Annotated in this window: 24 protein-coding genes; 13 read left to right on the forward strand and 11 right to left on the reverse strand. The window is 67.4% G+C overall.

The features are described from left to right. The first annotated feature begins 18 nt into the window (after positions 1-18). The 3 genes from ACFYLW_RS15280 (at position 19) to ACFYLW_RS15290 (ending at position 2,332) form a co-directional block, all read left to right on the forward strand. Positions 19-804 carry an exodeoxyribonuclease III gene (locus tag ACFYLW_RS15280; protein WP_312065130.1) on the forward strand — a complete coding sequence of 262 codons (786 nt, stop codon included), beginning with the start codon at positions 19-21 and terminating at the stop codon, positions 802-804. A 3-nt stretch (positions 805-807) separates the two neighbouring features. Beyond that, positions 808-1,323 carry a hypothetical protein gene (locus ACFYLW_RS15285; RefSeq protein ID WP_312065131.1) on the forward strand — a complete coding sequence of 172 codons (516 nt, stop codon included), beginning with the start codon at positions 808-810 and terminating at the stop codon, positions 1,321-1,323. Between the two features lie 88 nt (positions 1,324-1,411). Then, positions 1,412-2,332: a cobalamin biosynthesis protein CbiG gene (locus ACFYLW_RS15290; RefSeq protein WP_312065132.1), complete on the forward strand. Its 921-nt coding sequence runs from the start codon at positions 1,412-1,414 to the stop codon at positions 2,330-2,332. 159 nt (positions 2,333-2,491) lie between these two features. Here the strand turns inward: ACFYLW_RS15290 and ACFYLW_RS15295 are convergent, their stop codons facing one another. From ACFYLW_RS15295 to ACFYLW_RS15305, 3 genes are all read right to left on the reverse strand, one after another. Further along, the gene (locus tag ACFYLW_RS15295; protein WP_312065133.1) at positions 2,492-2,797 is read right to left on the reverse strand and encodes a GIY-YIG nuclease family protein; all 306 of its coding nucleotides are present in this window, start codon (positions 2,795-2,797) and stop codon (positions 2,492-2,494) included. Positions 2,798-2,802: 5 nt separating this feature from the next. Then, complete coding sequence (gene recN, locus ACFYLW_RS15300) at positions 2,803-4,500, reverse strand: DNA repair protein RecN (protein WP_312065134.1); 1,698 nt, start codon at positions 4,498-4,500, stop codon at positions 2,803-2,805. 87 nt (positions 4,501-4,587) lie between these two features. Further along, the gene (locus tag ACFYLW_RS15305; protein WP_312065140.1) at positions 4,588-5,403 is read right to left on the reverse strand and encodes an outer membrane protein assembly factor BamD; all 816 of its coding nucleotides are present in this window, start codon (positions 5,401-5,403) and stop codon (positions 4,588-4,590) included. A gap of 241 nt (positions 5,404-5,644) precedes the next feature. On the opposite strand from ACFYLW_RS15305, the gene ACFYLW_RS15310 reads away from it, so the two are divergent. The 4 genes from ACFYLW_RS15310 to pth all read left to right on the forward strand — a co-directional run bounded on the left by ACFYLW_RS15310 (position 5,645) and on the right by pth (position 9,170). After that, positions 5,645-6,580, forward strand: a complete 936-nt coding sequence (locus ACFYLW_RS15310) for a ribose-phosphate pyrophosphokinase (RefSeq protein ID WP_292081794.1) — start codon at positions 5,645-5,647, stop codon at positions 6,578-6,580. A gap of 108 nt (positions 6,581-6,688) precedes the next feature. Beyond that, entirely contained in the window at positions 6,689-7,723 is a 1,035-nt protein-coding gene (locus tag ACFYLW_RS15315; RefSeq protein WP_390183213.1) for a hypothetical protein, read from the forward strand. A gap of 145 nt (positions 7,724-7,868) precedes the next feature. Then, complete coding sequence (locus ACFYLW_RS15320) at positions 7,869-8,477, forward strand: 50S ribosomal protein L25/general stress protein Ctc (RefSeq protein WP_292081799.1); 609 nt, start codon at positions 7,869-7,871, stop codon at positions 8,475-8,477. Positions 8,478-8,564: 87 nt separating this feature from the next. Next, positions 8,565-9,170, forward strand: coding sequence for an aminoacyl-tRNA hydrolase (gene pth, locus ACFYLW_RS15325; RefSeq protein WP_312065136.1), 606 nt, complete (start codon positions 8,565-8,567; stop codon positions 9,168-9,170). Between the two features lie 44 nt (positions 9,171-9,214). On the opposite strand, the gene ACFYLW_RS15330 is transcribed toward pth, so the two are convergent. Further along, positions 9,215-10,840, reverse strand: a complete 1,626-nt coding sequence (locus ACFYLW_RS15330; RefSeq protein ID WP_312065137.1) for a DUF4139 domain-containing protein — start codon at positions 10,838-10,840, stop codon at positions 9,215-9,217. A 4-nt stretch (positions 10,841-10,844) separates the two neighbouring features. Next, positions 10,845-12,254: a DUF4139 domain-containing protein gene (locus ACFYLW_RS15335; RefSeq protein WP_312065138.1), complete on the reverse strand. Its 1,410-nt coding sequence runs from the start codon at positions 12,252-12,254 to the stop codon at positions 10,845-10,847. A 117-nt stretch (positions 12,255-12,371) separates the two neighbouring features. Between ACFYLW_RS15335 and ACFYLW_RS15340 the strand changes: the two genes are divergently transcribed. The 6 genes from ACFYLW_RS15340 to ACFYLW_RS15365 all read left to right on the forward strand — a co-directional run bounded on the left by ACFYLW_RS15340 (position 12,372) and on the right by ACFYLW_RS15365 (position 19,326). After that, entirely contained in the window at positions 12,372-12,758 is a 387-nt protein-coding gene (locus ACFYLW_RS15340; RefSeq protein WP_313472563.1) for a DUF2946 family protein, read from the forward strand. A 75-nt stretch (positions 12,759-12,833) separates the two neighbouring features. Further along, on the forward strand, positions 12,834-14,912 hold the full coding sequence (locus tag ACFYLW_RS15345; RefSeq protein WP_312064410.1) for a TonB-dependent receptor domain-containing protein: 2,079 nt from the start codon (positions 12,834-12,836) through the stop codon (positions 14,910-14,912). Continuing rightward, complete coding sequence (locus ACFYLW_RS15350; protein WP_313472564.1) at positions 14,912-16,279, forward strand: PepSY domain-containing protein; 1,368 nt, start codon at positions 14,912-14,914, stop codon at positions 16,277-16,279. The genes ACFYLW_RS15345 and ACFYLW_RS15350 overlap by 1 nt, the downstream gene beginning before the upstream one ends. Positions 16,280-16,293: 14 nt before the next feature. Continuing rightward, positions 16,294-16,758, forward strand: a complete 465-nt coding sequence (locus ACFYLW_RS15355; protein ID WP_312064407.1) for a copper chaperone PCu(A)C — start codon at positions 16,294-16,296, stop codon at positions 16,756-16,758. Positions 16,759-16,866: 108 nt separating this feature from the next. Then, entirely contained in the window at positions 16,867-17,964 is a 1,098-nt protein-coding gene (gene ychF / locus ACFYLW_RS15360; RefSeq protein WP_292081815.1) for a redox-regulated ATPase YchF, read from the forward strand. A gap of 90 nt (positions 17,965-18,054) precedes the next feature. Further along, positions 18,055-19,326 carry an aminotransferase class I/II-fold pyridoxal phosphate-dependent enzyme gene (locus ACFYLW_RS15365; protein WP_312064405.1) on the forward strand — a complete coding sequence of 424 codons (1,272 nt, stop codon included), beginning with the start codon at positions 18,055-18,057 and terminating at the stop codon, positions 19,324-19,326. 3 nt (positions 19,327-19,329) lie between these two features. Here the strand turns inward: ACFYLW_RS15365 and ACFYLW_RS15370 are convergent, their stop codons facing one another. The 6 genes from ACFYLW_RS15370 to ACFYLW_RS15395 all read right to left on the reverse strand — a co-directional run bounded on the left by ACFYLW_RS15370 (position 19,330) and on the right by ACFYLW_RS15395 (position 26,203). After that, complete coding sequence (locus tag ACFYLW_RS15370) at positions 19,330-19,800, reverse strand: hypothetical protein (protein WP_312064403.1); 471 nt, start codon at positions 19,798-19,800, stop codon at positions 19,330-19,332. 80 nt (positions 19,801-19,880) lie between these two features. Further along, on the reverse strand, positions 19,881-21,491 hold the full coding sequence (locus ACFYLW_RS15375; protein WP_312064401.1) for a M28 family peptidase: 1,611 nt from the start codon (positions 21,489-21,491) through the stop codon (positions 19,881-19,883). A 113-nt stretch (positions 21,492-21,604) separates the two neighbouring features. Next, entirely contained in the window at positions 21,605-23,245 is a 1,641-nt protein-coding gene (locus ACFYLW_RS15380) for a M28 family metallopeptidase (RefSeq protein WP_312064399.1), read from the reverse strand. 84 nt (positions 23,246-23,329) lie between these two features. Continuing rightward, a complete protein-coding gene (locus ACFYLW_RS15385; RefSeq protein WP_312064397.1) occupies positions 23,330-23,908 on the reverse strand; it encodes a DUF1579 domain-containing protein in 579 nt (192 codons plus the stop codon). 115 nt (positions 23,909-24,023) lie between these two features. Further along, on the reverse strand, positions 24,024-24,902 hold the full coding sequence (locus ACFYLW_RS15390; protein WP_292081829.1) for a cytochrome c1: 879 nt from the start codon (positions 24,900-24,902) through the stop codon (positions 24,024-24,026). A 5-nt stretch (positions 24,903-24,907) separates the two neighbouring features. After that, entirely contained in the window at positions 24,908-26,203 is a 1,296-nt protein-coding gene (locus ACFYLW_RS15395; RefSeq protein WP_312064394.1) for a cytochrome b N-terminal domain-containing protein, read from the reverse strand. Positions 26,204-26,216: the final 13 nt, after the last annotated feature.

Below are 26,216 nucleotides of genomic sequence, written 5' to 3' on the forward strand. Positions count from 1 at the left end.
GCGGCTTAGCCTCGGGCCATGCGCATCGCCACCTGGAACGTGAACTCGGTCAACGCCCGCCTGCCCACCGTGCTGGCCTGGCTGGAAGCCGCCAATCCTGACGTCGTCTGCTTCCAGGAAATCAAATGCGTGGACGAGAAATTCCCGCGCGAGGCCTTCGAGAGCCTGGGCTACAACGTCGAGACCCACGGGCAGAAGACCTATAACGGCGTCGCCATCCTGTCGAAGTTCCCGCTGTCCGACATCCGGCGCGGCCTGCCCGGCGACGACGCAGATGAACAGGCTCGCTATCTTGAGGCCCTGATCGAGGCGCCGGTTCCGGTGCGCGTGGCGTCGATCTACCTGCCCAACGGCAATCCGCTCGGAACCGAGAAATTCACCTACAAGCTGGCCTGGTTCCAGCGCCTGCACGACCACGCCAAGGCCCTGCTGGCCTTCGAAGAGCCTCTGGCCCTGTGCGGCGACTACAACTGCATCCTGACGCCCGACGACGCGGCCAAGCCGGAGGACTGGGCCAACGACGCCCTGTTCCAGCCGGAAACCCGCGCGGCGCTGAACACCATGAAGTGGCTGGGCCTGTCGGACGCCCATGAGCTCGGCGACGAGCCCAAGGGCACCTACACCTTCTGGGACTATCAGGCCGGCGCCTGGCAGAGGAACAACGGCATCCGCATCGACTACGCCCTGCTGTCTCCGCAGGCCACGGACCGGTTCCGGGGCGTCGAGACCCATCGCGAGGCCCGCGACATGGACAAGCCCAGCGACCACGTCCCCGTGGTGGTCGACCTCGATCTGGAAGCCTGATCCATGGGCGAGACGTTCAGGGTCATCCTGCTAATCGCCCTGACCGCCGCCTTCCTGACGACCGGCGCCCTGTTGCTGTCCTGGTGGATGGAGCCGGAACGGCGGCTGAAACGGGCCCTACTCAAGTCGCTGGGCGTCAAGGCCGACACCGAAGCCCTGTCGCCGGCCGAGGGCCGCGCCGCCGGACTCGATTTCGACGGCGGACAGGTGGTGGTGCTGTGGAAGCGCGGTTCGCAGGGGCTGGTCTATGCCTTCGATGAGGTCGAGGGCGGCGAGATCATCGTCGATGGCCATGTGGTCGCCCGTGCCCGGCGCGGCGCCCTGCGCAAGGACCTGGACGTGGTCGTGCCCGAGGCGGAACAGGTGGTGCTGCGCCTGATGTTCGACGACGCCCGCAGTCCCGAGTTCGAACTGGCCCTGTGGAACGCCGACCTGCCGGCTTCGACCGGGTCGCCGACCGAGGCCCTGCGGCTGGGGCGTCGCTGGTTGTCGCACGTCGAAGCCCTGATGAAGCGCTGATCGCCCTTCCCGGCCCCCTTCCCGGCATCGCTGCGGAAGGCTAGAACCCCCGCCTCTGCTGTTTACTGCGTTTCTTCAGGAGCCCGCCGTGGCCCGTCTCTTCGACGCCTACATCATCGCTGACTGGACCGCCGCCGAAGGCAAGAAGCTGGGCGAGCAGACCCTGTGGGTCGGCGTGGCCAAGCGCGACGTGCGTTTCCGCCTCTATACCGAGACCCACAACGTCGCCACGCGCGCCGAGGGCGAGAAGCTGATCGCCGACCTGCTGGCTGAACACCGCAAGCGCGGCGACCGCGTCCTGGTCGGCTTCGACTTCGACTTCGGCTTCCCCGCCGGCACGGCGGCGCGTCTGAAGCTGGACGGTCGTCCGTGGGACGCCATGGGCAAGTTCCTGGCCTCCAACATCGTCGACAAGGCCGACAACACCAACAACCGCTATCAGGTCGCGGCCAAGATGAACCGCCTGATGACGGACGAGGCTTGGCCCTTCTGGGGCTCACCGGCCAGCCAGGCGCAACGCTGGCTGACCACGACCAAGCCGCCCGAAGGCGCCGGCGCCGACATTCCCGAGTTCCGCGCCACCGAACTGGCCGCGCGCAAGGACAAGCTGCCGCCCAAGAGCGTCTGGCAGATGCACGGCGCGGGCGCCGTCGGCGGCCTGACCCTGTTAGGCGTGCCCATGCTGCGTCGCCTGCTGGACCAGTTGGGGGCCTCGACCGCCGTCTGGCCCTTCAACACCGGCTGGCGTGAACTGACCGAGGCCGACGTCGAGCCGCTGTCGGCCGTCGTGGTCGAGGTATGGCCTGCCCTGTTCGACGCCAAGCGTCAGGTCAGCGCCGAAGGCGTCAAGGAATACAAGACCCAGGCCCAGGTCCGCACCGCCGCCGAAGCCTTCGCCCAGATGGATGACGCCGGCGACTTGCAGAAGGCGTTTGCGCCGCCGAAGAGCGCGGACGAAGCCCTAATCGCGCAAGTCGAAAGCGAAGAGGGCTGGATCCTGGGGGTCTGACGGCCCCCTCTTTTAATCCGCTCATCCCGGCGAAGGCCGGGATCCAGATCAAATGACGGCGCGGCAGGTCTTGGACGCGATCGCACCATTTGAAACAGGCGGCGCGCCTTACAATCTGGATCCCGGCCTTCGCCGGGATGAGCGAGGTTGGGTTGGACGTCAGGTCACGTAATCCGCCAGCATGTCGCGCCAGGTCGGATTGCGTTCTTCGATCAGGCGCAGCTTCCATGCGCGTCGCCATTCCTTGATGGCGCGCTCGCGCCGAAAAGCGCTTTCGCGGGTTTCGTGCCATTCGGCCCAGACCAGGGTCTTGCATCCGTGGTCGCGCGTGAAGCCAGGCATCAGGCCAGATGCATGCTCGTGCGCACGACGCCCCAGGTTTTCCGTATGGCCAGTGTAGATGGCGCCGTTGCGGCGATTGGCGACGATGTAGACCCAGAAACCTTCCGTGCCGTCGTCGCGCATCTCAGCTACCCAATCAGCACCCGCGCCGCCGCCCGCGCCTCGTCGGTGATCTCGGCGCCCGACAGCATCCGGGCGATTTCTTCCTGGCGGGGATGGGATTCCAGCACATCGATGGAGGTGCGGGTGTGGCCGTCCACGTCGGCCTTGCGGACCTTCCAGTGGGCGTGACCGCGCGAGGCGACCTGAGGGCTATGGGTCACGACCAGGACCTGGGCGCCCTTGGACAAACGTTGCAGGCGCCCGCCGACGGCCTCGGCCACGGCGCCGCCAACGCCCTGATCCACCTCGTCGAAGATCATGACCGGCTGGCGCTGATCCTCGCGGCTGGCGAGCGCCGCCTTCATGGCGAGCGCGAAGCGCGCCAGTTCGCCGCCTGAGGCGACGGTGTCCAGCGGGCCGAAGGGCGTGCCGGCGTTGGTGGCGACCTCGAAACGCACCGTCTCGACGCCCAGAGAGCCGCGCCGGCCTTCGATGGGCTCCAGCGTCACGCGGAAACGGGCGCGATCCAGCTTGAGCGGACCCAGCTCAGCCATGACGGCGGCGACCAGACGATCGCCCGCCGCCTCGCGCGCCGAGGTCAGCAGCATGGCGGCCACATCATAGGCCTCGATCGCCACGGCCACGTCACGACGGGCGTTGGTCAGGGCCTCGGCCCCGTCCTCGATCAGGCGCAGTTGCTCGCGCAGACGGACGCGCAGCGCCGGCAGGGCGTCGACCGTGGTGTTCAGCTTGCGGGCGGCGGCGCGCAGGCTGAACAGGCGCTCCTCGGCCTTGTCCAGACGGCCCGGCTCGAAGTCGAAGGCGTCGGCGGCGGAGTCGACGGCGGCGACGGCCTCGGTCGCCTCGACGAGCGCGCGGTCCACGGCCTCGGCCGCCAGGGCCAGCTTGACGATGATGGGGTTGTCGCCCTCAGCCCCGGCCTGAACGGCGCGCTGGCGGGCATGTTCGACGGCGCGCAGGGCCGAAGCCAGACGCTGGCTCAACTTGTCCCCGCCTAGCAGGTTGCGGGCGTCGGCCAGGTCGGCGACAGCCTTTTCCGCCGCGCCCAGGATGGCGCGTTCGCCCGCCAGTTCGGTTTCCTCGTCAGCTTGCGGGTCCAGGGCGTCGAGGTCGGCGAGGTTGAGCGCGATCTCCTCCGCCTTGGCGGCGGCTTCAGCGGCGGAGGCTTCCAGTTGGTCCAAACGCCCCTGAGCCGCCTTCAGACGCTCGGCGGCGGCGGCCACGCCCGACAGCTGGGGCTGCAGGCCGCCATAGTTGTCCAGCAAGGCGCGGTGGGTCTTCCAGTCCAGCAGGCCGACGGTTTCGTGCTGGCCATGCACCTCGACCAGCAGGGCGCCGATCTCGCGCAGGGCGGTGACGCCCGCGGGCTGGTCGTTGACGTAGGCGCGGCTGCGGCCGTCGGCCGAGACGACGCGGCGCAGGATCAACTCCTCGCCCGGCGCGACCTCGAAGCCGCGCTCGGCCAGAAGGGCGATCAGGGCGGCGTCGTCGGGGGCGGTGAAGACGGCGGTGGCGACCGCCTGTTTGGCGCCCGCGCGCACCAGCGCCGCATCGCTGCGCGCGCCGAGCGCCAGACCCAGAGCGTCGAGAATAATGGATTTGCCGGCGCCGGTCTCGCCGGTCAGCACGGTCAGCCCCTCGCCGACCTCCAGGTCGAGGGCGTCGACGAGAACGACGTCACGGATCGAGAGTGTGGTCAGCATGGGCCAGCTTGATTCGACTTTACAGCCCACTGTAACCGGAAACAGAAAGGGAACGCAGCGTCTTTCCGCATGCGTCCCCCTAAAGCATCAGGCCCCGCCGGGGACGATCCGCTGCAGCCAGCTCTCGCGCTTGCCCTCGGGCCGGACGCCCGGCTGCTGACCGCGCTCGGTCAGAAGGGCATAGGCCTCAGCGTACCAGGGGCTGCCCGGATAGTTGTGACCCAGGACGGCGGCGTTGCGGGTAGCCTCTTCGTTCAGGCCCAGGGCGAGGTTGACCTCCACCAGACGGTACAGGGCTTCCGGTGTGTGCGAGCTGCGCTGGAAGGCTTCGCTATTGATGACCGTCTTGTAGCGGTTGATCGCGGCCAGCGGCTGGTTGGCCCGCTGATAGAAACGGCCCACGGTCATCTCCTTGCCGGCCAGCTGGTCGTTGACCATGTCGATCTTGACGCGGGCGTCGGTGGCGTAGGGCGTGTTGGGATAGCGGCGCGCGACGTCGCGCAGGCCGGCCAGTGCGGCCTCGGCGTAGGCCTGGTCCCGGCCCACGTCGACGATCTGCTCGAAGTTGCAGATGGCGCGCATGTAGAAGGCGTAGGCCGCAGACGGGTTGCCCGGGAACAGGGCGATGAAACGATCAGCCGCCGCCATGGCGTCCTGATAGTTGTTGTTCTGATAATAGGCGTAGACCTGCATCAGGATCGCCCGACGCGACCATTCCGAATAGGGGTGCTGACGCTCCACTTCCTGGAAATAGTCCACGGCGTCGGTCCAGCGCTTGGACTGCAGTCGCTGATAGCCGGTGTTGTAGAGCGCCTCGACGGGGCGCTCCTCATAGGCCAGTCGCTGGCGCGGCTTGGTCCCGGAACAGGCGGAAACCGTCAGGGCGGCGACGGCGACCGTCATCAGGGTCAGGCCGGTACGGGACTTCGAAGCGGGCAAGGGCGACCTCTTAAGATGCCTTGGTCACGGCGCACCCCCGGTGCGCCGCAGTCGTTACGGCGATCTCTATAGCAGCGACGGCGACCATGCCAATGCAGCGAAATCCGTCATGACGGGTTGATGCGAGGCGATCCGCTGCTAAAGAGCGCGTCCAGAAACGACTGCGCTCATTGGCGCAGCGATGACGGCAAAAGGATGACCGGTCATGAAGCTGCTCTCTGGCAATTCGAACCGGACTCTGTCCCAGGCCATCGGGTCCCACCTCGACATGCCCCTGACCAAGGCCCAGGTGAAGCGATTCGCCGATAATGAGGTTTTCGCCGTCATCGAGGAGAACGTCCGCGGCGAAGACGTCTTCGTCATCCAGTCGACCTCCTATCCGGCCAACGACAACCTGATGGAGCTGCTGATCATGACCGACGCCCTGGTGCGGGCGTCGGCGCGGCGGATCACGGCGGTCATGCCCTACTTCGGCTACGCCCGTCAGGACCGGAAGACCGGCGGCCGCACGCCGATCTCGGCCAAGCTGGTGGCCAACCTGATCACCCGCGCCGGCGCTGATCGCGTCCTGACCATGGATCTGCACGCCGGCCAGATTCAGGGCTTCTTCGACATTCCGACCGACAACCTGGTGGCCACGCCCGTGCTGGCCCAAGACATCAAGGATCACTATCCGCGCGGCGATGATCTGATGATCGTCTCGCCGGACGTCGGCGGCGTGGTGCGCGCCCGCTCGCTGGCCAAGCGACTGGACGCGGACCTGGCCATCGTCGACAAGCGCCGTCCCAAGGCGGGCGAGAGCGAGGTCATGAACATCATCGGCGACGTCGAAGGCCGCCGCTGCATCCTGTTCGACGACATCGTCGATTCGGGCGGCACCCTGGTGAACGCCGCCCAGGCCCTGATCGATCGCGGCGCCACCGAGGTCTCGGCCTACATCAGCCACGGCGTCCTCTCGGGTCCGGCGGTGCAGCGCGTCACCAACGGCCCGCTCAAGGAATTGGTGATCACCGATTCCATCGAACAGCCTGACGAAGTTTTGAAGTGCGGGAAGATCCGCACGGTTTCCGTGGCCCCTCTGATCGGCGAAGCTATCCGCCGTATCGCCAATGAGGAATCGGTCTCGAAGCTGTTCGATTAACCTTCGAATAACCATTCCCTCAGCGATATAAGACGCAACAGTTTCTGGAGCGCGCCTACCTTGGCCTCAAGGGGCGCGCCCCGCGTTTGATTTGAGGGAAGTTCGCCGATGACCCAGGCCTTCTTGCGCCGCGGCCTGTCCGTCGCCGCCATCGCCGCCGCCGCCCTTCTGGCCAGTTGCTCGACGCCCGAACCGGAAGCGCCGCCGCCGCCGCCGGTGGTCGCCCCCCTGCCCGCGGTAAGCCTGAACCAGGGCGTGGCCCAGGCAGCCTCGGTCTATGTCGCCTACGTGCGCGAAGTCGGCACCATACAGGCGGGATTCGCCGACGCTGAGTCCATTCAGGCGGCGATCCGCAAAGGCGCCGCCTCCGAGCCAGGCCAGCTGTCGCGCGGCATGATCGCCTACGGCTCGATCCTGGCTCTGCAATCGCCCGAGTACGTCGCCGGCGTGCGGCAGTTCGCCTCGACGCCAGCCCTGCGGCAGGAAATGATCTCGCGCATCGTCGCCGACCCGGCCTACGCCGCCACCCTGCCCGGCGCCGACGCCGCCGCAGGCCTGATCACCTCGACGCTCGGCAAGGACATCGCCGCTCTGACGGCGATCGCCGAAGCGGTTGAAGGCGACGCCTATACGATTCAGGAACGTCGCGACCCGCGGCGCCGCTGGGCGGTGCAGCCCGTGGCGGACCGCAGCGGCCGACTGGAAGGCGCCAAGGCCCTGGCGGTGGCGCGCCTGCCCTCGGCGGAGGAAAGCGCCCGCCTGTTCGCCGCCGCCAACAGCGGCTCGGGGCTGAACCTGACGCCGGCGCAGCGCGGCGCGCCGTTCACGCCTGCAGTGGTCAACTCCCTGGCGATCGCCGCCCTGGCTGCCCTGGGAGCCGCCGGCGAAGACGCGCAAGCCAACACGAACGCCCTGTCGACCGAATCGAACAACGAGTTCTGCCTCAGCATGTCGAAGCTGATGCTGTACCAATGCCTCGCCGCATCGCGCCCCAGCTATGAGGACATGTTCTGCACAGGTCGCCACATCCTGCGCGATCTGGCGACCTGCACGGCCCAGTATACCGGGCCCGCGCCCGCTCAAACCACCCCGACCGTCACTATCGCCGAGACCAATCCCATGCCGGGAAGCGGCATGAAGTGACGACAAGGCGGGCTGAAACGACCGGGGCGGTTGCGTCCTCCCCATGTTCCGTGTAATAGCCCGCCCTCTTGAATTCGAGGGTTCATGACCCCGCTGCGCGGGCCCCGGTTGGCGCGGCGTTACTGTTGTTGTTGAGGCGAGCCCGATGGCCGAGATCATTCTGAACGTTGACGTCCGTGAAGGCGTTGGTACCGGCAACGCACGTGCAGTGCGTCGCGCGGGCGCTGTCCCTGGCATCCTGTACGGCGGCGACAAGGCCCCCGTCGCCATCTCGGTGAACGAGAAGGACTTCCGCAAGTCGCTCTACACCGGCAAGCTGCTGGGCCACCTGGTGACCCTGAAGTATGGCGAAGAGACCCAGCCGGTCATCGCCAAGACCGTCGACTTCGACCCGGTCTCGGACCGTCCGATGCACTTCGACCTGATGCGCGTTGACGCCAAGGCTCCGATCAAGATCGAAATCAACGTTCACTTCAAGAACGCTGACGAAGCGCCCTACACCCGCGCCGGCGGCATGCTGGAAGTCGTCCGTCACTCGGTCGAGATCCTGGTCGCCGCCGACCAGATCCCGGAAGAGCTGGTTGTCGACCTGAAGGGTCGCGAAATCGGCGAAACCATCCGCATGTCGGACATCGCCCTGCCGAAGGGCGCCTCGGCCACCATCACCGACCGCGACTTCGTGATCGCCACGATCAAGAACTCGGCTGCCTCGCAGTCGGACGCCGGTGACACCACCGCTGAAGCCGAAGCCTGATAGGCTTCTTCTTCGGAAGATTTCAGCCCCGCCCGGTTCGCCGGAGCGGGGCTTTTCTTTGCGCGAAGCACAGGGCATGAGGTCCGCATGATCATCATCGCAGGGCTCGGCAATCCGGGCGCCAAGTACGAAAAGAACCGCCACAACATCGGCTTCATGGCTGTGGACGAGATCGCCAGCCGCTGGCGCTTCGGCCCCGAGCGGGCCAAGTTCCAGTCCATCGTCAGCGAGGGCGAGGTCGAGGGGACCAAGGTCCTGCTGATGAAGCCCCAGACCTATATGAACGAGAGCGGCCGGGCAGTCGGCGAGGCGGCGCGCTTCTACAAGATCAAGCCCAGCGAAATCATCATCTTCCACGACGAGATCGACCTGGCCCCCGGTCGGTTCCGCATGAAGACCGGCGGCGGCGCAGCGGGTCAGAACGGCGTGCGCAGCCTGATCAGCCACCTGGGCGCCGACTTCCGCCGCGCCCGCATGGGCATCGGCCACCCCGGCGAGCCGCAACTGGTCCACGCTCACGTCCTGGGCGACTTCCAAAAGGCCGACAAGCCCTGGCTGGACGCCATGCTGCAGGCCTGCGCCGACGCCTTGCCCTTTGCGGTGAACGGCGAAGACGAACGCTATCAGGGCGAGGTCATGCGCCTGGCCCCGGCGCCCAAGTTCAGCCCCAGGCAGGCGGCGCGGGGGGAATAGCGCAAGGCTCTCCCTCCCCATGAAGGGGAGCGAGAATCACAGTCTCAGTCCGTCGTCGTCCAGGTCGCCTTCAGGGTCGCCGCGCCGTTGGCGGGCACGGTCATGGTCCAGACCGGATAGCCGGTGTCGTCGATGCGGCTGCGGATCGACTGGCTGAGAATGCGGAAGCCCCGCCGTCCCGCCCCCTGAGGCGACAGATCGACGGTCACGGCCTCACTGCGCGCATTGGTGACGGTGATCTCCATATCCGCGCGGCGCGTGCGGATCCCCTTGTCCCGGGTGGAACTGGACGACACGCGCCGCGTCGCGACCCGCACGTCAGGCGACTGGCCGAACGTCAGACGCACCGGCAAGCCCACGCCCTTGTCCTCGAATCGGTCCTCGCCCGCCAGCAGGGCGCCGCCCGCGCCGTCTGGCTGCATCACCGCCACCGTGCCACCAGGCAGGGCCAAGCCCAGGCCCGTGCGCGCCTCGTTGCGAAGCCGCAGCTGGATCTCGGCCGGTTCCGACTCGGCGCTGTCATTTTCATCAATCCAGGCGCGATAGACGCGGTCATAGGCCACACCCTCGCGCTCCATGAACCGCACCTGCTTGGTCTGGCGCGCGGCCACCGTGGTCGGCTCCGGCAGGGTGTAGATCTTGTAGTCGCCCAGTTCGCCCTGACGAACGACCCGGCTGCCGGTGACGACGATCTCGTCCACAGCGGTCTCGACCGCCATCCGCATCATGGGAGCGGCCATGGGCGGCGGAGGCGGGGGCGGCGGCGGAGGCCCGCTATAGTTTGCGAACTCTCCTGAACCCAGGGTCGTCGTGCCCTGCGGCCAGCAGCCGGTCTGCGGATAGCGGATCACCGGCTCAACCGGCACTGTGCCGTCGTCCTTCCTCAACGTGCCGGCCACCACCTGAACCGGAGCGTCAGGGAAGCCGGTGCCGCCGAAGTTGGCCAGGGTCACCCACCCCGTGAGGTCCAGCGTCCGCCCGTCGGGGTTCAGGCGCGCCACATAGTCGGCCGACCACTGCAGCCCCGTGGCCAGATAGGCCAGGGTCACGGTGTGGCGGCCGGCCTGCTCGGCGCGGGTGCGGACGGACAGCACCGGCTGGTCGCCCAGACCTTCCGGCACGCGGTCGAAGATGACGCGCTCGGTCTGGCCCGAGCAGTCCAGGGCCTCGAAGCGGCCGTCGATCTCCAGCACGGCCCCTTGGGCGCCCGCGCGGATGACGGCGGCCTTCTCGACCTGTTCGCCGGTCGCGGGATTGGTGCGAACGACGCGGACGACCTCGCCCACCGACTTCTCCATCAGGCTGGCGGGCGACAGAAGGTCGAAGTCAGCGTTGCGCTCGACCACATGGGCGGGCAGGCCCTCCAGCACCGCGCTCTGCGGCACTACGCCGGTGGCCAGACCTCGAAAGCGGATGATCCCCTCGCCCGCCGGCAGGTCGACGGTGCGCGTCTCGACGATCAGGGCCAGACCCTGCTGGTCCAGCCGGTTCCAGGATTGACGCGACTGGGCCATCAGTTCGACAGTGTTCACGGGACGGTCGCGGTAGATGACCACCGTCGCTCCGTCCGGGCGCGCGGAGACGCTTTCCGTCTGGGCCATGGCGACGGGAGCCCAGACCGCGGGTCCCAGCAGCGTCAGAGCCGTGGTGATCGCCAGCAGGCGGCGCATGGGATCAGCCGCCGGTCGTGATGGTCGCGGTCAGCTTGGTCTCGCCGTTGGCGGGCACGGGCACGCGCCAGACCACGGTGTTGGCGTCACGCAGGTCGCCGTCGATGCTCTGCTCGCTCAGTTCCGTGTCCCGGCCCAGACCGCGCTGGCGCACCTCGACCGTCACCGGCTGCGAGCGGGCGTTGCGGACGGTGTATTCCATCGCGTAGCGGGTGCGCCAACGATAGTAGGACGACTTGGGCGCGGCGGCGCTGGAAACCACGCGCGGCTGCACCGTGACGTCAAAGGCCTCGCCGGTCGTGATGACGATCTCGGATCCGGCGGGGGCATGATCGACCTGATCCTCGCCGATGAAGCGCGGCTCGCCCGCCTCGTCCTTCACATAGACGCGCATGACGCCCGCCGGCAGGGCGCGCGCCGCCGCTCCCGAGGCGTTGCTGAAGATGACGCCCACTTCGGCCGCGCTGGGCTCCTCGGCGGTCTGGAAGCCGTTGGCCACATAGAGGTAGCGCTTGCTGGCCGGGACGCCGACCGCGTCCAGCAGGCCGACCTGCTTGGTCTGGTTGTTGGCGACGGTGACGGCTTCCGGCAGCGGATAGACATAGACATCGGCCAGAGCGCCCTGCCCGCCCGACTGTGTTCCATTCCCCCGCACGGCGCCCGCACGCACCTGGCGCGGATTATAGCCGCCCTGGTTGACCAGGTTAATGTCGCCGGCCACCACCCGTGTCTGGGCGTTGGAGAAGGTCGCGCCGGAGTTGTTGGTGATGGTGACCCAGCCGGTCAGGTCCAGCTTGCCCGCTTTCTCGTCGAAACGGGCGACATAGTCGGCCTTCCACGCCAGGCCGCTGGTCAGATAGGACAGGGTCGTCTCGCGACGGCCGGCGCCCTCGGCGTCCAGGGTGACGCTGAGCGTCGGGCGCGGGCGCAGGTTCTGCGGCACGCGGTCGAAGATGACGCGGGTCGGCACGCCGTCGTCGCGCAGCACCTCGATGCGGTTTCCGATCTGCAGCACCACGCCCTGATTCGCCGCCAGGACGCGGGCGCGCTCAGTCTCCTGCGCGCCCGAGCCGGGATTGGTGCGGACAATGCCAATATCGCCGCCGACGGCGCTTTCCATCAGCTTGCCCGGCGTCAGCAGGTCATAGTCGAAGTTCTGCTCGACCACCGACAGGCCGCGCCCCGACAGACCCACCGTCTCGGGCCGGATGCTGGCCGACACGCCCGGAAACTCCTGACGCGATCGCCCGGCGGGCACGTTCAGGTTCCGCACGTCCTCGACCAGGGCGATGTTCTGGTTATAGACGGTCAGGGAGACGCGGTCGGGACCGCCCGGCCCCTCCTCTACCTGCTGAGCAACTGCGGGCGCGGCCAGCAGCATGGCGACGGCGAAGGGTCCGAGTGCGCGGATCATGGGTTCCCCCTGAGCTTGTCCGGAGACCACGCTGGCACGGAGAAACGACCGTTGTCGAGGGTGCGCGGCGTCAGGTCGCTATAGCTTCACACTACGGGAAGGTTTAAGCCCCGGTCCGTGACCCGGTCCCAGAGTGAAAACTGGTCGATTGCGCGCTCGCTGGCCTTCCTGGCCGCGACGTTCGCCATCGTGATCGGAACCCTGATGCCGTTCGCGGCTCTGGCGGCCTCGGTTCCCGGCCAGCCCATCGTCATCTGCTCTGCCGAGGGGCCGCAGACGATCCAGACGGGCGGCGTCGACGGCCCGGTCAACCAGCACGTCGGGGCCAAGTGCGCGGCCTGCGTCATGCCCCTGCTGGCCGCCCTGCCCGAACCGCCCGCGCCCGCTCCAGCTCCAGCCGTCCGCCTGGTCGCGCCGGTCGCCTATACGCCCTTCCGCGTCAGCCCCCCGCCGCCGGCCCGCGCGCCGCCGCGCCCGCCGTCCACCGCCCCGCCCCACGCCTGAAAACCAGACCTATCGACGCCGCACGCCTGCTGACGGGCAGCGCGGCTGCATTTCTGTTTTCAGGATTCCAGTTTCATGTTTTTCAAGACCACTGCGGCGCCGTGCGCGCTGCTCATCGGCGCCTGCCTGGCGCCCGCCTTTGCTCATGCCTCCGAGGCTGAGGGGCCGAACGCTGAAGGTCCGGCCACCGTCGTCGACAGCATCATCGTCACCGGCCGCCGCAACGCCGAAGACCCCGCCGTCGTGGCCGAGGCGCGCGACCGCCTCAGCCGCACCCCCGGCGCCGTGGCCGTCGTCTCGGCCGAGAGCTACGCCGACCGCTTCGCCCAAGGCTTTTCCGACACCCTGAGGAACGTCCCCGGCGTTCTGGCCCAGAAACGCTATGGCGAGGAAAGCCGCCTCTCCATCCGCGGCTCGGGCATCGCCCAGGGCTTCCACCAGCGCGGCGTTCTGCTGGCCCAGGACGGCGTCCCCTTCGCCGACGCCGACGGCTTTTCCGACTTCCAGAGTGTGGACGCCCTGAGCGCCCGCTACATCGAGGTGTGGAAGGGGTCGAACACCCTGCGCTTCGGCGGGGCGCAGCTGGGCGGGGCGATCAATCTGGTGACGCCGACGGGCCGCACGGCGTTGCAAGAGAACCTGCTTCAGCTGGAAGGCGGCAGCTTCGAGTCCTGGCGCGGCCACGCCGCCGTGGCCCGCACGCACGGCGAGTGGGACGTCTATGCCGCCGTCACGGGGATGCAGAGCGACGGCTGGCGCGAGCACAGCGAACAGTCGCAAGGCCGCCTGACCGTCAACGCCGGACGCTCGTTCGGCGAGGACCGCGAGGTGCGCCTGATCGCCCAGGCGGCGGATATCAAGCAGGACATCCCCGGCGCCCTGACGCTAGATCAGGCGCTGAAGACGCCGCGCATGGCCTCGAACTCTGCGGTGACGGGCGATCAGGCCCGCGACCTGACGGTCAAGCGCCTGACGCTGCAGACGCGCTGGCGCTTCAACGAGTCCACCCTGTTCGAGGGCGCGGTCTGGGGTTGGGAGAAGTCGCTCTACCACCCCATTTTCCAGGTCGTGGATCAGGAAAGCGCGACGCGCGGCGCCTTTGGCCGCATCGACTGGACGGGTCGGGTCGCAGGTCTGCGCGCCGACGCCTTTTATGGCTTCAGTTGGCGTGACGGCGATCTGGACGCCCTGCGCTACGTCAATATCGCCGGCAATCGCGGCGCCCTGACGGCCAAGGGCAAGCAAGAGGCGACGGGGCTGGACGTGTTCGCCGAGGGGCGGCTGTTCGTCACCGACCGGCTGGCCCTGGTCGCGGGCGGGTCCTGGGGGCGGGCCACGCGCGACTATCGCGACCATCTGGCTCCGGCCAATGACGACAGCATCGACTACGACTGGTTCTCGCCGCGTCTGGGCCTGTTGTGGGAAGCCGAGGACGGCGCCCAGGTCTTCGCCAACGTGACCCGCTCGGTCGAGCCGCCGACCTATGGGGCGCTGGTGCAGGCCCCGCTGACGGGCTTTACGCCCGTCGAGGTTCAGGACGCCTGGACCGCCGAGATCGGCACGCGCGGCAGACGCGGCGCCTTCGCCTGGGACCTGACCGCCTATCGCAGCCAGATCGACGGCGAGATGCTGAACTTCATCACCGGCCCAGACATTCCCGCCGCCACCTTCAACGCCGACAAGACCGTGCATCAGGGGATCGAGGCCGGTCTGGACTGGCGCCTGCCGTATGAAGTTGCGGACGGCTCGCTGCTGTTGCGCCAGACATACAACTGGAGCGACTTCCGCTTCGACGGCGACGCGCGCTGGGGCGACAACCGCCTGCCGGTGGTGCCCGAGCATCAGTACCGGGCCGAGCTGACCTGGCGCCATCCGTCCGGCGTCTTCGTCACCCCATCGGTCGAGTGGCGGATCAGCAGCCCCTACGTCGACTACGCCAATACGATGAAAGCGCCCGACTACGCCCTGCTAGGCCTGACGGGCGGCTTCGACATCGGCTCGAACACCTCGATCTATGTCGACGCGCGCAACCTGACGGACGAGCGCTACGTCGGCGAGTTCTCGGCCGTGACCGACGCCCGCTCGGCGTCCACCGCCGTCTTCTTCCCCGGCGAGGGGCGTTCGGTCTTCGTCGGTCTTCGGCTGACCTATTGATGAGCCGCTTTCCCTCAATGCGGGCCACGGCGCCGGACGCAATGTCCGGCGCCTATCGGGCCGTCTGGCGCTGGCACTTCTACGCCGGGGTGCTGGTCATGCCGTTCCTGATGCTTCTGGCGCTGACCGGCGGCCTCTATCTGTTCAAGGACGAGATCGATCAGTTCGCCAACCGGCGGATGATCCAGATTGCCCCAGCAGCGGCACGGGCCGCGCCAGGCGACTGGATCGGCAATGCGGCGCAGGCCGGAGGCGGCCGCGCCGCCAGTCTGACGCTGCCCGGTTCGCCGGATCAGGCGGTGCGGGTGCGCGTCGACCGCCCTGACGGATCGCAGAAGACCGTCTTCGTCGATCCGCACACGGCCCGAGTGACCGGCGTCATTGACCAGGGCGGCGTCACCGAAACCATCAAGAAGCTGCACTCGCTGAGCCTGTTCGGCGGAGCGACCGGCAAGGCGCTGAACATCCTGATCGAGATCGTGGCCGGATGGACCATCGTCCTGTGCGCCACGGGTCTGTATCTGTGGTGGCCGAGGCGACGTCAGGGCGCGGTGCTGGTCCCGCATGAGACAGACCTGCGCCGTCGTCCCTTCTGGCGCGATCTGCACGCCCTGGTCGGCCTCTATGTCGGCGGGATCATCCTGTTTCTGGCAGTGACGGGGATGCCGTGGTCCGCTGTCTGGGGCGATCAGGTTATGGGCGCGGTCAAGGCCAGCGGCTTGGGCCGTCCACCGGCGCCGGTGGCCGGCGCCTGGCAGAGGGCCGAGCATCACGATCACCCCGCCGGCGCCGGGTGGACCATGGAGGGGGTCGTCCTGCCGTCGCCGTCCCACGATCAAAGCCTGACCGCCGTGATTGCGGCGGCCGAAGCTCGGAACCTGCCTCGCCCCTATACGGTGTCGATCCCGGCCCAGCCCGATACGGCCTATACCGTCACCGCACAGGTTCGTCGGGTGCAGGACAGCCGCGCCCTCTATGTCGATCCGGCGAAGGGCGCGGTTCTGGCCGACATCGGTTTCGACCGCTTCGGCGCCGGGGCCAAGGTCATCGAATGGGGAATCTATACCCATCAGGGCACGCAGTTCGGCCAGATCAACCGCCTGCTCATGCTGGCCGGCTGCATCGGCGTCTGGCTGCTGGGCGTCAGCGGTCTGGTGATGTGGTGGAAGCGCCGCCCGCCCAGCCTGTCTCGCGTCCGTCTGGGGGCGCCGACGGCCCCGCCTGGTCCTCGCGTGCGGTTCGCCGTGCCGGGGATCGTCATCCCGCTTTGCATCCTCTATCCCCTGACGGGACTGAGCCTCGTGACCGTCCTGCTGCTGGATTTTGCCGCAAGACGCCTCATGCGGCCCCGCCCCGTCGTTTCCTGAAAGAAAGACTCGCCATGAAACGCATTCTCGCCCTGTCCGCCTTCCTCGCCCTTGGCGCCTGTGGTCAGGCCGCCGAAAAGCCCGCAGAGGCCGCGCCCGGCACCGTCACGGTCGCCGACGCCTGGTGCCGCCCGACGCCGAACGGCGCCAAGGTCGGCGGCTGCTACGTCACCCTGACGGCCGGGTCCGACGACCGCCTGCTCAGCGTCTCGACGGCCTTGGCCGAAAGCGCCCAGATCCATGAGATGAAGATGGAGAACGGCGTCATGAGCATGAGCGAGCTGAAAGACGGCCTGCCCCTGCCCGCCGGTCAGAAGGTCGAACTGAAGCCGGGCTCGACCCACGTGATGCTGATGGGTCTTCGTGATCCTCTGGTGGACGGCGGCGTCGCCTCCTTCACCCTGACCTTCGAGAAGGCGCCGGCCATTGGCGTCCACGCGGCGGTGAAGCAGCCGCCGGTGGTGGATTCCGAGGAGTAGTCGGACCGCGCCCTTCCTCCCCTCCGCATGGGGAGGAAGGGCCGTGTCGCCGCCGCACCTGACAAACAGGCCCGAACCCGCTAAAGGCTCGCGCTCACGAGGAATCCCATGGCTCTTAAAGTCGCGATCGTCGGCCTGCCCAACGTCGGCAAGTCCACCCTGTTCAACGCCCTGACCAAGACGGCGGCGGCCCAGGCCGCCAACTATCCGTTCTGCACCATCGAGCCGAACACCGGCGACGTGGCCGTGCCGGAAGCCCGTCTGAACACCCTGGCGGAGATCGCCGGGTCGAAGGAAATCATCCCCGCGCGGATCACCTTCGTCGATGTGGCCGGTCTGGTGCGCGGCGCGTCCAAGGGCGAGGGTCTGGGCAACCAGTTCCTGGCCAACATCCGCGACTGCGACGCCGTGGCCTTCGTCGCCCGCTGCTTCGTCGATGACGACATCACCCACGTCGAGAACCGCATCGACCCGATCTCGGACCTCGAGATCATCGAGACCGAACTGATGCTGGCCGACCTGGAAAGCCTGGAGCGCCGTCGCGTTCAGGTCGAGAAGCGCGCCAAGGGCGGCGACAAGGAATCCCAGCTGACGCTGAAGCTGATTGACGCCGCGCTCGAGAAGCTGCGCGACGGCAAGCCCGCGCGTCTGGCCGAGGTGTCCAAAGAAGACAAGAAGGCCTGGGACATGCTGCAGTTGCTGACCGCCCTGCCCGCCCTCTACGTCGCCAACGTGGAAGAAGGCTCGGCCGACAAGGGCAATGACCTGTCCGACCTGGTGGCCAAGCGCGCCGCCGAGGACAACGCCAACTCGGTGGTTATCTCGGCCCAGATCGAGTCGGAAATCGCCGTCCTGGACGACGAGGAGCAGAAGGAGTTCCTCGAGACCCTGGGTCTGGAAGAGCCCGGCCTGAACCGCCTGATCCGCGAAGCCTACAAGCTGCTGGGCCTGCAGACCTACTTCACCGTGGGTCCCAAGGAAGCGCGCGCCTGGACCATCCCGGTCGGCGCCACCGCGCCCCAGGCCGCCGGCGTGATCCACACCGACTTCGAAAAGGGCTTCATCCGCGGCGAAACCATCGCCTTCGACGACTATGTCGCGCTGAAGGGCGAGGCGGGCGCCAAGGAAGCCGGCAAGATGCGGGCGGAAGGCAAGGCCTATGTCGTCAAGGACGGCGACGTGATGCACTTCCTGTTCAACAACTAGAGCTTCTCCGCTTCAGTTGAGAATTTCTGCAAGGCCGCCCCTCGGGCGGCCTTGCTAGCGTCTGGGCTTCGCCATCGCCCGGAGCCTGCCATGAAGTTCGACACCCTCGCCGTCCACGCCGGCTATTCGCCCGACCCGACGACGAAGTCGGTGGCGGTGCCCATCTATCAGACGACCAGCTACGCCTTCGACGACACCCAGCATGGTGCGGACCTGTTCGACCTGAAGGTGGCGGGCAATATCTACACCCGCATCATGAACCCCACGTCCGACGTGCTGGAGCAGCGTCTGGCGGCGCTGGAGGGCGGGATCGCGGCCTTGACCGTGGCCTCGGGCCAGGCGGCCATCACCTATGCGATCCTGACCATCGCGGAGGCCGGCGACAACATCATCGCCACCAGCACCCTGTACGGCGGCACCTACAACCTGTTCGCACACACCCTGCCCCAGTATGGCATCGAGGTGCGCTTTATCGACGCCGACGACGTGGCGGCGGTCGCGGCCCATACGGATGAGCGGACCAAGGCGGTCTTCTGCGAGTCCATCGGCAATCCGCTAGGCAATGTAGTGGACTTCGCCGCCCTGGCTGATGCGGCCCACGCTCAGGGCCTGCCGCTGATCGTCGACAACACCGTGCCGACCCCCTACCTGACGCGCCCGATCGAGCACGGCGCCGACATCGTGGTGCAGTCACTGACCAAGTATATCGGCGGCCACGGCACCAGCATCGGCGGGGCCATCATCGACAGCGGCAAATTCCCCTGGGCCGAGCACAAGACGCGATTCCGCCGCCTGAACGAGCCCGAGGTCAGCTATCATGGCGTGGTCTATACCGAGGCGCTTGGCCCCGCGGCCTATATCGGCCGGGTGCGGACCGTGCTGTTGCGGAACACCGGCGCGGCGATCTCGCCGTTCAACAGCTTCCTGATCCTGCAGGGGCTGGAGACCCTGGCCCTGCGTATGGACCGGCACGTCGAGAACGCCGTGGCCGTGGCGACCTATCTGAAGGGCCACTCCAAGGTGAAGTGGGTCAACTACGCCGGTCTGCCCGACCATCCGTCCCACCCGCTGATCCAGAAGTATTTCGGCGGCAAGGCGTCGGGTCTGCTCACCTTTGGCGTGGACGGAGGCCGCGACGCCGGCGGGCGCTTCCAGGACGCCGTCAAGCTGTTCACCCGTCTGGTCAACATCGGCGACGCCAAGTCCCTGGTCTGCCACCCGGCCTCGACCACCCACCGCCAGCTGTCGCCGGACGAGCTGAAGAAGGCGGGGGTGACCGAGGACACCGTGCGCCTGTCCGTCGGGATCGAACACATCGACGACCTGATCGCCGATCTGGAACAGGCGCTGGCCGCTGTCTGAGCCTCAGCCGGCCAGGGTGGTGCACCGCAGCAGCCGGACCGGCCGGTCGCTGCGGTTCATCCAGGTGATGGCCAGGGTCTGCTTGGTGGCCGTCAGCCGCACCCGCTCGTAGCGCGCCTCGCCTTCCGCGTCGCACTTCAAAGCGGCCTCATAGCCTTCACTGATCTCGGTGATGCGCTGGATGTCGCAGCGGTTCTCGTAGCCGCGCAGCTCGGTCGTGGTGATCTCGATCGGCACGCGGTCGCCGCGCGGATTGAAGCACCAGTCCGCCTCGGCCGCCCAGCGGCCGACGAAGCTGACGGGCCCCGCCCCCGGCAACATGGTATCTGCGCCGGGCGGGCGCTGCGCAGGAGAGGCCTTCGCCTCCGGCCCGTCGATCGGAGCCGCCGGTTCCGTCGGCGGATTGACGCGCGGCTGACGATCACAGGCGGCAAGCCCGGCGACCGCCAGCATCAGGATGACCAAGCCTCTCATGCCGTTGAAAACGAACGAGAGCTGGCCTGGTTCATCGCCACCGGGGACGGGCCGCGAAACCCGTCCCGCTGTACCTTAGATCAACGCCGCGCCGCGTCGCTGGCCGCGCGGACCTGGCCAAACTCAGAGGTGGGCTTCCAGGTCGGCCATTCGTCGCTATTGGCCAGTTGCAGGCCGAGACGATACAGCAGGGTCAGGTTCTCGACCGCCGACCGCAGGTCCCAGTCGGCCGACCATTCGTCGCTGGGCTTGTGATAGTCGGCCGCGAACCTGGCCTTCCACGCCGCCAGACCGGCCTCCTTGCCGCCGTCCACCCAATCCACGCCGTGCCACGGCATCAGGGCCGGCACGCCCGCGCGGGCGAAGGGGAAGTGGTCGGAGCGATAGTAGAAGCCCTGCTCCGGCTGGCCGTCATCCGACACGTAGCGGCCCTCCTTGACCGCCAGGGCCTGAAGGTCGTCTTCCAGGCTGTTCTGGCCCTTGCCGAAGATCGGCACGTCGCGGGTCGGACCGGACAGGGGCAACATGTCGATGTTGATGTCGGCCACCGTCGTTTCCAGCGGATAGACCGGATCCGCGGCATAGGCGTAGGCGCCCAGCAGGCCCATTTCCTCGGCCGCCATGTGGGCGAATACGATGGTGCGGTCGGGCGCGGGCGCGGCCTTCAGCTGACGCGCCATCTCCAGCACGCCGATCGTACCCGAGGCGTTGTCCCAGGCGCCGTTGAAGACCTTGTCGTCGCCGGCGGCGTGCTCGTTGACGCCGACGTGGTCCCAGTGGGCCGAATAGATGATGGTCTCATTCGGCCGCTTGGCGCCCGGGATTTTGGCCAGCAGGTTATGGGTGCGCAGGGTGTCCGTGGTCTCGGCCGTCTCGACCGACAGGGTCACGCCCGGCACGACGAAGGCGCGGAAGTCGCCGGTACTGATCCGAGACGTCAGTTCAGCCATGTCCAGGCCCAGAGCCTTGGCCGTGTCGGCGTTGATCGCGCCCGAGAACTCCAGATCCGCCGCGCCCGGCGTCAGCGTGCGGGTGCGGGCGTTGCCTTGGACCATGCGGGTCCAGGCGGTGTCGGTGGCGGTCGCCTTGGACACGGTGATGACGCCCAGGGCGCCCCGGCGCTTGGCCTCGTCCGCCTTATAGGCGCCGGACTGGTAGTTGGTCGTGTAGGGGCCGTTGAACAGGTCGCCGTCCGGCTCGCCGCCGACGACGAGGACGATCCTGCCGGTGACGTCCAGGCCGCCGTAGTCGTCCCAGCCGCGCTCGGGCGCGTTGATGCCGTAGCCGGCGAAGACCAGGCCCGCGCCAGCAATCGACGCCTTGCCGTCATTGCTGACCGCCCGCAGGGTGATGTCGGTTCCGGGCGTCAGAGCGTGCGCCTGACCGTCCGGGCCGGTCCAGCTAGCCCTGGCGGCGTCAGCGACGGGGGTGAAGCGCTTCAGGTCGACGACCTGCAGCCACTGACCGTTCGGACCGCCCGGGGCCATGCCCATGGCCTCGTACTGGGCCTGCAGCCAGTCCAACGTCTTCTTCTCGCCGTCCGTGCCGGGATAGCGGCCCTGGAAGTCGTCGGCGCTGATGGTGCGGATTTCCTCCGACAGGCGTTGAGCCGAAAAGTCCTGAGCGGCGGCCGAACCGGCGACCAGCAAAAGAGCGGTTGCGGCGACGCCGCTGATGAATCGACGATTCATGGAAACTCCCGAGCCCTCCCCACGGGGGCTTTCGCGCAAAGTAATAGGGCGGCCCCTCGCGAGACCGCCCCTTACATTTTTGTCATGTTCCGCGAAGGCGGCGAGGACCCGGCCTACTTGCGCTGATCGGCGCTGACGGCGCGCGCCGGGCCGAACTCCGACCCCGCCTTCCACTGCGGCCAGTCGCGGCTGTTGGCCAGGGCCCGACCGGCGTCATAGACGACCGACAGATCCTGGATCATGCCGCGATAATCCCAGTTGGACTCCCACTCGTCGGCGGCCTGGTGATAGCGGTTGGCGCGATATTCGTTGGCCGCGGCCTGGCGCTGGGCGATCGGCTCGTCAATGTATTCGCCCGTCGAGGAAAGGTAGCCCATCGGCACGCCGCGCTTGGCCAGCGGGAAATGGTCCGAGCGGAAGTAGATGCCCGCGCCCGCCCCCGCGTCGCCCTCGAAGCCGCGCCCCTGGGCCGACGCCAGGGCGACGACGCGCTCGTCCAGATCGGACTGACCATAGCCGGTGACGCCCAGCTTGCTCATCCGGCCCAGCACGTTCGTGGCGTCCAGATTGAAGCCCGCCACCGTGGTTTCCAGCGGATACAGCGGATTGGCGGCGTAGAATTCCGAGCCCAGCAGGCCGCTTTCCTCGCCGGTGAAGCTGATCATGACGATGCTGCGTTCGGGCTTCGGGCCCTTGGCCCATTGACGCGCCAGCTCCAGCAGGCCCGCCGTGCCCGAGGCGTTGTCCACGGCGCCGTTGAAGATGCGGTCGCCGCTGGCGTCCGGCTCGCCCATGCCGATGTGATCCCAGTGACCGGTGTAGAGGATGGTTTCGTTCGGGTGGGTCGCGCCTTCCAGCTTGGCCACGACGTTGTGGGTGGTGATCTGGTCAGTCTTCACGTCGAATTTGGCGTCGATGGTCGCGCCCTTCAGCTCGACCGGCCGGAAGTCGCGGCTGCGCGCTTTGATCTTCTCCTGCTCGAAGTCGAGCCCGGCCTGGCGGAACATCTCGACGGCCACGTCGCGCTGGATCCAGGCCTCCATCGGCACCCGCTCGGCCGAGGGGTTCTGACGCACGATGTCGAACTGCGGCACGGACCAGGAGTTGGCCACGGTGGTCCAGCCGTAGGAGGCCGGCCTGGTCTCATGGACGATCAGCACGCCCGCCGCGCCCTGACGGGCCGCCTCTTCGTACTTGTAGGTCCAGCGGCCGTAGTAGGTCATGGCCACGCCGCCGAAGGTGTTCAGCGAGGGCTCCTCGAAGTCGGCGTCGTTGACCAGGACGACGATGACCTTGCCGCGCACGTCGGTCTTGAAGTCGTTCCAGTCGCGCTCCGGCGCGTTCGTGCCGTAGCCGACAAAGACCAGGGGCTTGCCGCGCAGGTCGACGCCATTGCTCGGCAGGCGGGTGGTGATGGTGGCCTGCTGGCCCTGGGCCAGGGCCTGCGTCCAGTCGCCGACCTTGATCTGGCCGCTGACGTTGGAGACGGTGAAGCGGTTCAGGCCGACTGCCTGGGTCCAGCCGCCGTTTTCGCCGCCGGGGGCGAAGCCGGCCGCCGCATACTGCCGGCTCAGATAGTCGATGACCTTCTGCTCGGCCGGGGTGGCGATGCCCCGCCCCTCGAAGCTGTCGTCCGACAGGACCTTGATGTCGTTGGAGATGCGCGCGGCATCAAAATCGGGGGTCTGGGCGGCTGCGCCCGACGCCAGCGAGGCGGCGAACAAAAGGACGGCGGCGGACGACATCAGGCGCATGAAACGGACCCCTCGGGCAAATCAGAGGGACGGACCCTAGAGGCCCTGCTCCATCGTGTCGATGCGACGCGCCCTCCTCGCCGTTCAAGGCGTCGGCGAGACCGCCCCGCCCGCCGGCCAATCGGTGTCGCCGACCCGCGTCAGCCGCATCTCAATGGCCTTACGCGGGGGCTGGCCCTCGGCGACGTATGTACCGACCTCGTGCCAGGTTCCGTCGCGCACCACGGCGACGTACTGCATCTTGGCATTGGGCCCTGCCGGCGTCTCCCAGCGGAAGCCGTCGTCGGTGACCTCAAAGGCGTAATCGCCAGAATACCCTTGGGCGTAGGAACGGAACCCATATCGGTCGGCGCGGGCGTCCCATGACACGATGGCCATGGCGTTGAACTGGGTTGAGCCGTCGGCGGCGTAACCGCGACCCTCGATCACCTTGATGGACCCGCCCAGCATGGAGCCGACCCGCTCCGTCTGGGTCAGGGTCATGGTTCCCGTCGGGCCATGGACGACCGCCTCGCCGCGCCATTCGCCATCCATGAAGTTCAGACGATTGATGGCCGCGCGCTGAGCCTCGGACCCGTTGGGCGATGCGGGCATCTGGGCATGGACAGATACGGGAGCAATCAGAAGAGCGGCGGCCAGCGCCAGACAGGCATGCGACTTCATCAGCGGATCTCCTTTTCACTTTACGTTATAAAGAACTTTCACGGCCAACGCAATGAACAAGAAAAAACCCGCCGGATCGCTCCGGCGGGTCGTCTCGTCTCAAAGGGGTTTCGCCTTAGTGGGCGACGCCCTTCCAGATGCGGCGATAGCTGGCGTAGGTGATCCCTGCGAACAGCAGCAGGAAGATGATCACGCCGAAGCCCATCTGCTTGCGCTCGGTCGCCTTGGGCTCCGAGGTCCAGGCGATGAAGGCGGCGACGTCCTTGGCCATCTGGTCGACGCTGGCCTTGGTGCCGTCGTCATAGGTGACCTGACCGTCGCGCAGCGGCGCGGGCATGGCGATGAAGCCGCCCGGAGGCACGTGGCCCTTCTTCTTGTCCCAGAACGGGGTCAGGTCGCCCGCCATGTAGGGGTTGTAGTGCTGGCTCGAGGTCATGGTCAGACCTTCCGGCGGCGTCACATAACCCGACAGCAGCGAGTAGATGTAGTTGGCGCCGTCGTGACGGGCCTTGGCCATGACCGAGAGGTCCGGCGGGGTCGCGCCGCCGTTGGCGGCGGCCGCGGCCGTAGCGTTCGGATAGGGCGACGGGAACTTGTCAGCAGTGGTGGCGTCACGCATCAGCGCCTCGCCCGTCTCGCTGTCGATGTCCGCGACCTGAACTTCCTTGGCCAGGGCTTTCACGACCGGGTTGTCGTTCGGGTTCGGATATTCCGGGTTCCAGAACGGCCCGTGCTTGTCGCCCAGGTTACGGAAGTGCACCAGGTTCATGCCGTGGCACGAGGCGCAGACTTCCTTGTAGACCTTGTAGCCGCGCTGCAGCTGGCCCTGATCGTAGGTGCCGAACGGCCCCTCGAAGCTGAAGCCGCCGCTGCGCGGATGCTTGGCGCCCCCGGCGGCCAGCGCCGGAGCGGCGGTGGCGGCCAGGCCCAGAGCGGCCGTCAGAACGACCAGGGTTTTGCGGAAGGACACGGTTTTCTTCTCGTTCGAAATCATCGCGCTCAGCCCTTCTGCTCGGTGACGGGCAGGACCGGCTCCGAGATCGTCGCCGGGACCGGCAGCGGCTTCTCGCGCAGGCCGATCAGCGGCATCAGCACCAGGAAGAAGATGAAGTAGTAGGCCGTCAGGAAGCGCGTCAGCCACAGATAGGAGTTCAGGTCGCCATCGATCAGGGTGAAGGTCTTGAAGCTACCGATCACCGGAGCGTCCGGCAGCTGGGCGCCGCACCAGCCGAGGCCGAAGCAGACGAACAGGAAGATGATAAAGAAGGTTTTCATCGTCGGGCGGTAGCGCATCGAGCGCACCTTGGACGTGTCCAGCCAGGGCAGGACGAACAGGACGCCGATGGCAGCGAACATGGCCACCACGCCGCCGAACTTGTCGGGGATGGCGCGCAGGATCGCGTAGAAGGGCAGCATGTACCACTCAGGCACGATGTGCGCCGGGGTCTGCAGCGGGTTGGCCGGAATGTAGTTGTCGGCGTGGCCCAGGGCGTTCGGCTGATAGAAGACGAAGACCGCGAACAGGATCAGGAACAGGATGATGGCGAAGCCGTCCTTGACCGTGAAATACGGGTGGAAGGGCAGCATGTCCTTCTTCTGGCGGTCCTTCGGGATCAGGATGCCGACCGGGTTGTTCTGACCGGCGGCGTGCAGGGCCCACAGGTGCAGCACCACGCAGCCGGCGATGACGAACGGCAGCAGGTAGTGCAGCGAGAAGAAGCGGTTCAGGGTGGCGTTGTCGATCGCCGGGCCGCCGCGCAGCCAGATCAGGATGGGCTCGCCGACGACCGGAATGGCGCCGATCAGGTTGGTGATGACCTCAGCGCCCCAGAAGGACATCTGGCCCCAGGGCAGGACGTAGCCCAGGAAGGCGGTGGCGATCATCAGGAAGAAGATGACGCAGCCGATGATCCAGATCATCTCGCGCGGGGCCTTGTAGGACCCGTAGTAGAGACCCCGCAGCATGTGCAGGTAGACGGCGATGAAGAACATCGACGCGCCGTTAGCGTGCACATAGCGGATCAGCCAACCGCCGTTCACGTCGCGCATGATGCGCTCGACCGAGGCGAAGGCCAGGTCGACGTGCGGGGTGTAGTGCATGGCCAGAACGATGCCGGTGATGATCTGGGTCATCAGGCAGAGGGCCAGGATGCCGCCGAAGGTCCACCAGTAGTTCAGGTTCCGGGGGGTCGGCAGGTTGGCGTAGTCCATGCCGAAACGGATGATCGGCAGGCGGGTGTCCATCCACCGCTCGATCGCGGTTTTGGGGACGTAGGTGGATTCGTGATCGCTCATGGTTCCTCTGTCC

The sequence above is a fragment of the Brevundimonas sp. NPDC007368 genome (assembly GCF_042869015.1).
Taxonomy (GTDB): domain Bacteria; phylum Pseudomonadota; class Alphaproteobacteria; order Caulobacterales; family Caulobacteraceae; genus Brevundimonas.

Bases quoted from the DNA above. Each gene is read 5' to 3' on its own strand.
- ACFYLW_RS15280 (WP_312065130.1), top strand. From the start codon at position 19: ATGCGCATCGCCACCTGGAACGTGAACTCGGTCAACGCCCGCCTGCCC.
- ACFYLW_RS15285 (WP_312065131.1), top strand. From the start codon at position 808: ATGGGCGAGACGTTCAGGGTCATCCTGCTAATCGCCCTGACCGCCGCC.
- ACFYLW_RS15295 (WP_312065133.1), bottom strand. From the start codon at position 2,797: ATGCGCGACGACGGCACGGAAGGTTTCTGGGTCTACATCGTCGCCAAT.
- recN (WP_312065134.1), bottom strand. From the start codon at position 4,500: ATGCTGACCACACTCTCGATCCGTGACGTCGTTCTCGTCGACGCCCTC.
- ACFYLW_RS15305 (WP_312065140.1), bottom strand. From the start codon at position 5,403: ATGACGGTCGCCGTCGCCGCCCTGACGGTTTCCGCCTGTTCCGGGACC.
- ACFYLW_RS15310 (WP_292081794.1), top strand. From the start codon at position 5,645: ATGAAGCTGCTCTCTGGCAATTCGAACCGGACTCTGTCCCAGGCCATC.
- ACFYLW_RS15315 (WP_390183213.1), top strand. From the start codon at position 6,689: ATGACCCAGGCCTTCTTGCGCCGCGGCCTGTCCGTCGCCGCCATCGCC.
- ACFYLW_RS15320 (WP_292081799.1), top strand. From the start codon at position 7,869: ATGGCCGAGATCATTCTGAACGTTGACGTCCGTGAAGGCGTTGGTACC.
- pth (WP_312065136.1), top strand. From the start codon at position 8,565: ATGATCATCATCGCAGGGCTCGGCAATCCGGGCGCCAAGTACGAAAAG.
- ACFYLW_RS15330 (WP_312065137.1), bottom strand. From the start codon at position 10,840: ATGCGCCGCCTGCTGGCGATCACCACGGCTCTGACGCTGCTGGGACCC.
- ACFYLW_RS15335 (WP_312065138.1), bottom strand. From the start codon at position 12,254: ATGATCCGCGCACTCGGACCCTTCGCCGTCGCCATGCTGCTGGCCGCG.
- ACFYLW_RS15345 (WP_312064410.1), top strand. From the start codon at position 12,834: ATGTTTTTCAAGACCACTGCGGCGCCGTGCGCGCTGCTCATCGGCGCC.
- ACFYLW_RS15350 (WP_313472564.1), top strand. From the start codon at position 14,912: ATGAGCCGCTTTCCCTCAATGCGGGCCACGGCGCCGGACGCAATGTCC.
- ACFYLW_RS15355 (WP_312064407.1), top strand. From the start codon at position 16,294: ATGAAACGCATTCTCGCCCTGTCCGCCTTCCTCGCCCTTGGCGCCTGT.
- ychF (WP_292081815.1), top strand. From the start codon at position 16,867: ATGGCTCTTAAAGTCGCGATCGTCGGCCTGCCCAACGTCGGCAAGTCC.
- ACFYLW_RS15365 (WP_312064405.1), top strand. From the start codon at position 18,055: ATGAAGTTCGACACCCTCGCCGTCCACGCCGGCTATTCGCCCGACCCG.
- ACFYLW_RS15370 (WP_312064403.1), bottom strand. From the start codon at position 19,800: ATGAGAGGCTTGGTCATCCTGATGCTGGCGGTCGCCGGGCTTGCCGCC.
- ACFYLW_RS15375 (WP_312064401.1), bottom strand. From the start codon at position 21,491: ATGAATCGTCGATTCATCAGCGGCGTCGCCGCAACCGCTCTTTTGCTG.
- ACFYLW_RS15380 (WP_312064399.1), bottom strand. From the start codon at position 23,245: ATGCGCCTGATGTCGTCCGCCGCCGTCCTTTTGTTCGCCGCCTCGCTG.
- ACFYLW_RS15385 (WP_312064397.1), bottom strand. From the start codon at position 23,908: ATGAAGTCGCATGCCTGTCTGGCGCTGGCCGCCGCTCTTCTGATTGCT.
- ACFYLW_RS15390 (WP_292081829.1), bottom strand. From the start codon at position 24,902: ATGATTTCGAACGAGAAGAAAACCGTGTCCTTCCGCAAAACCCTGGTC.
- ACFYLW_RS15395 (WP_312064394.1), bottom strand. From the start codon at position 26,203: ATGAGCGATCACGAATCCACCTACGTCCCCAAAACCGCGATCGAGCGG.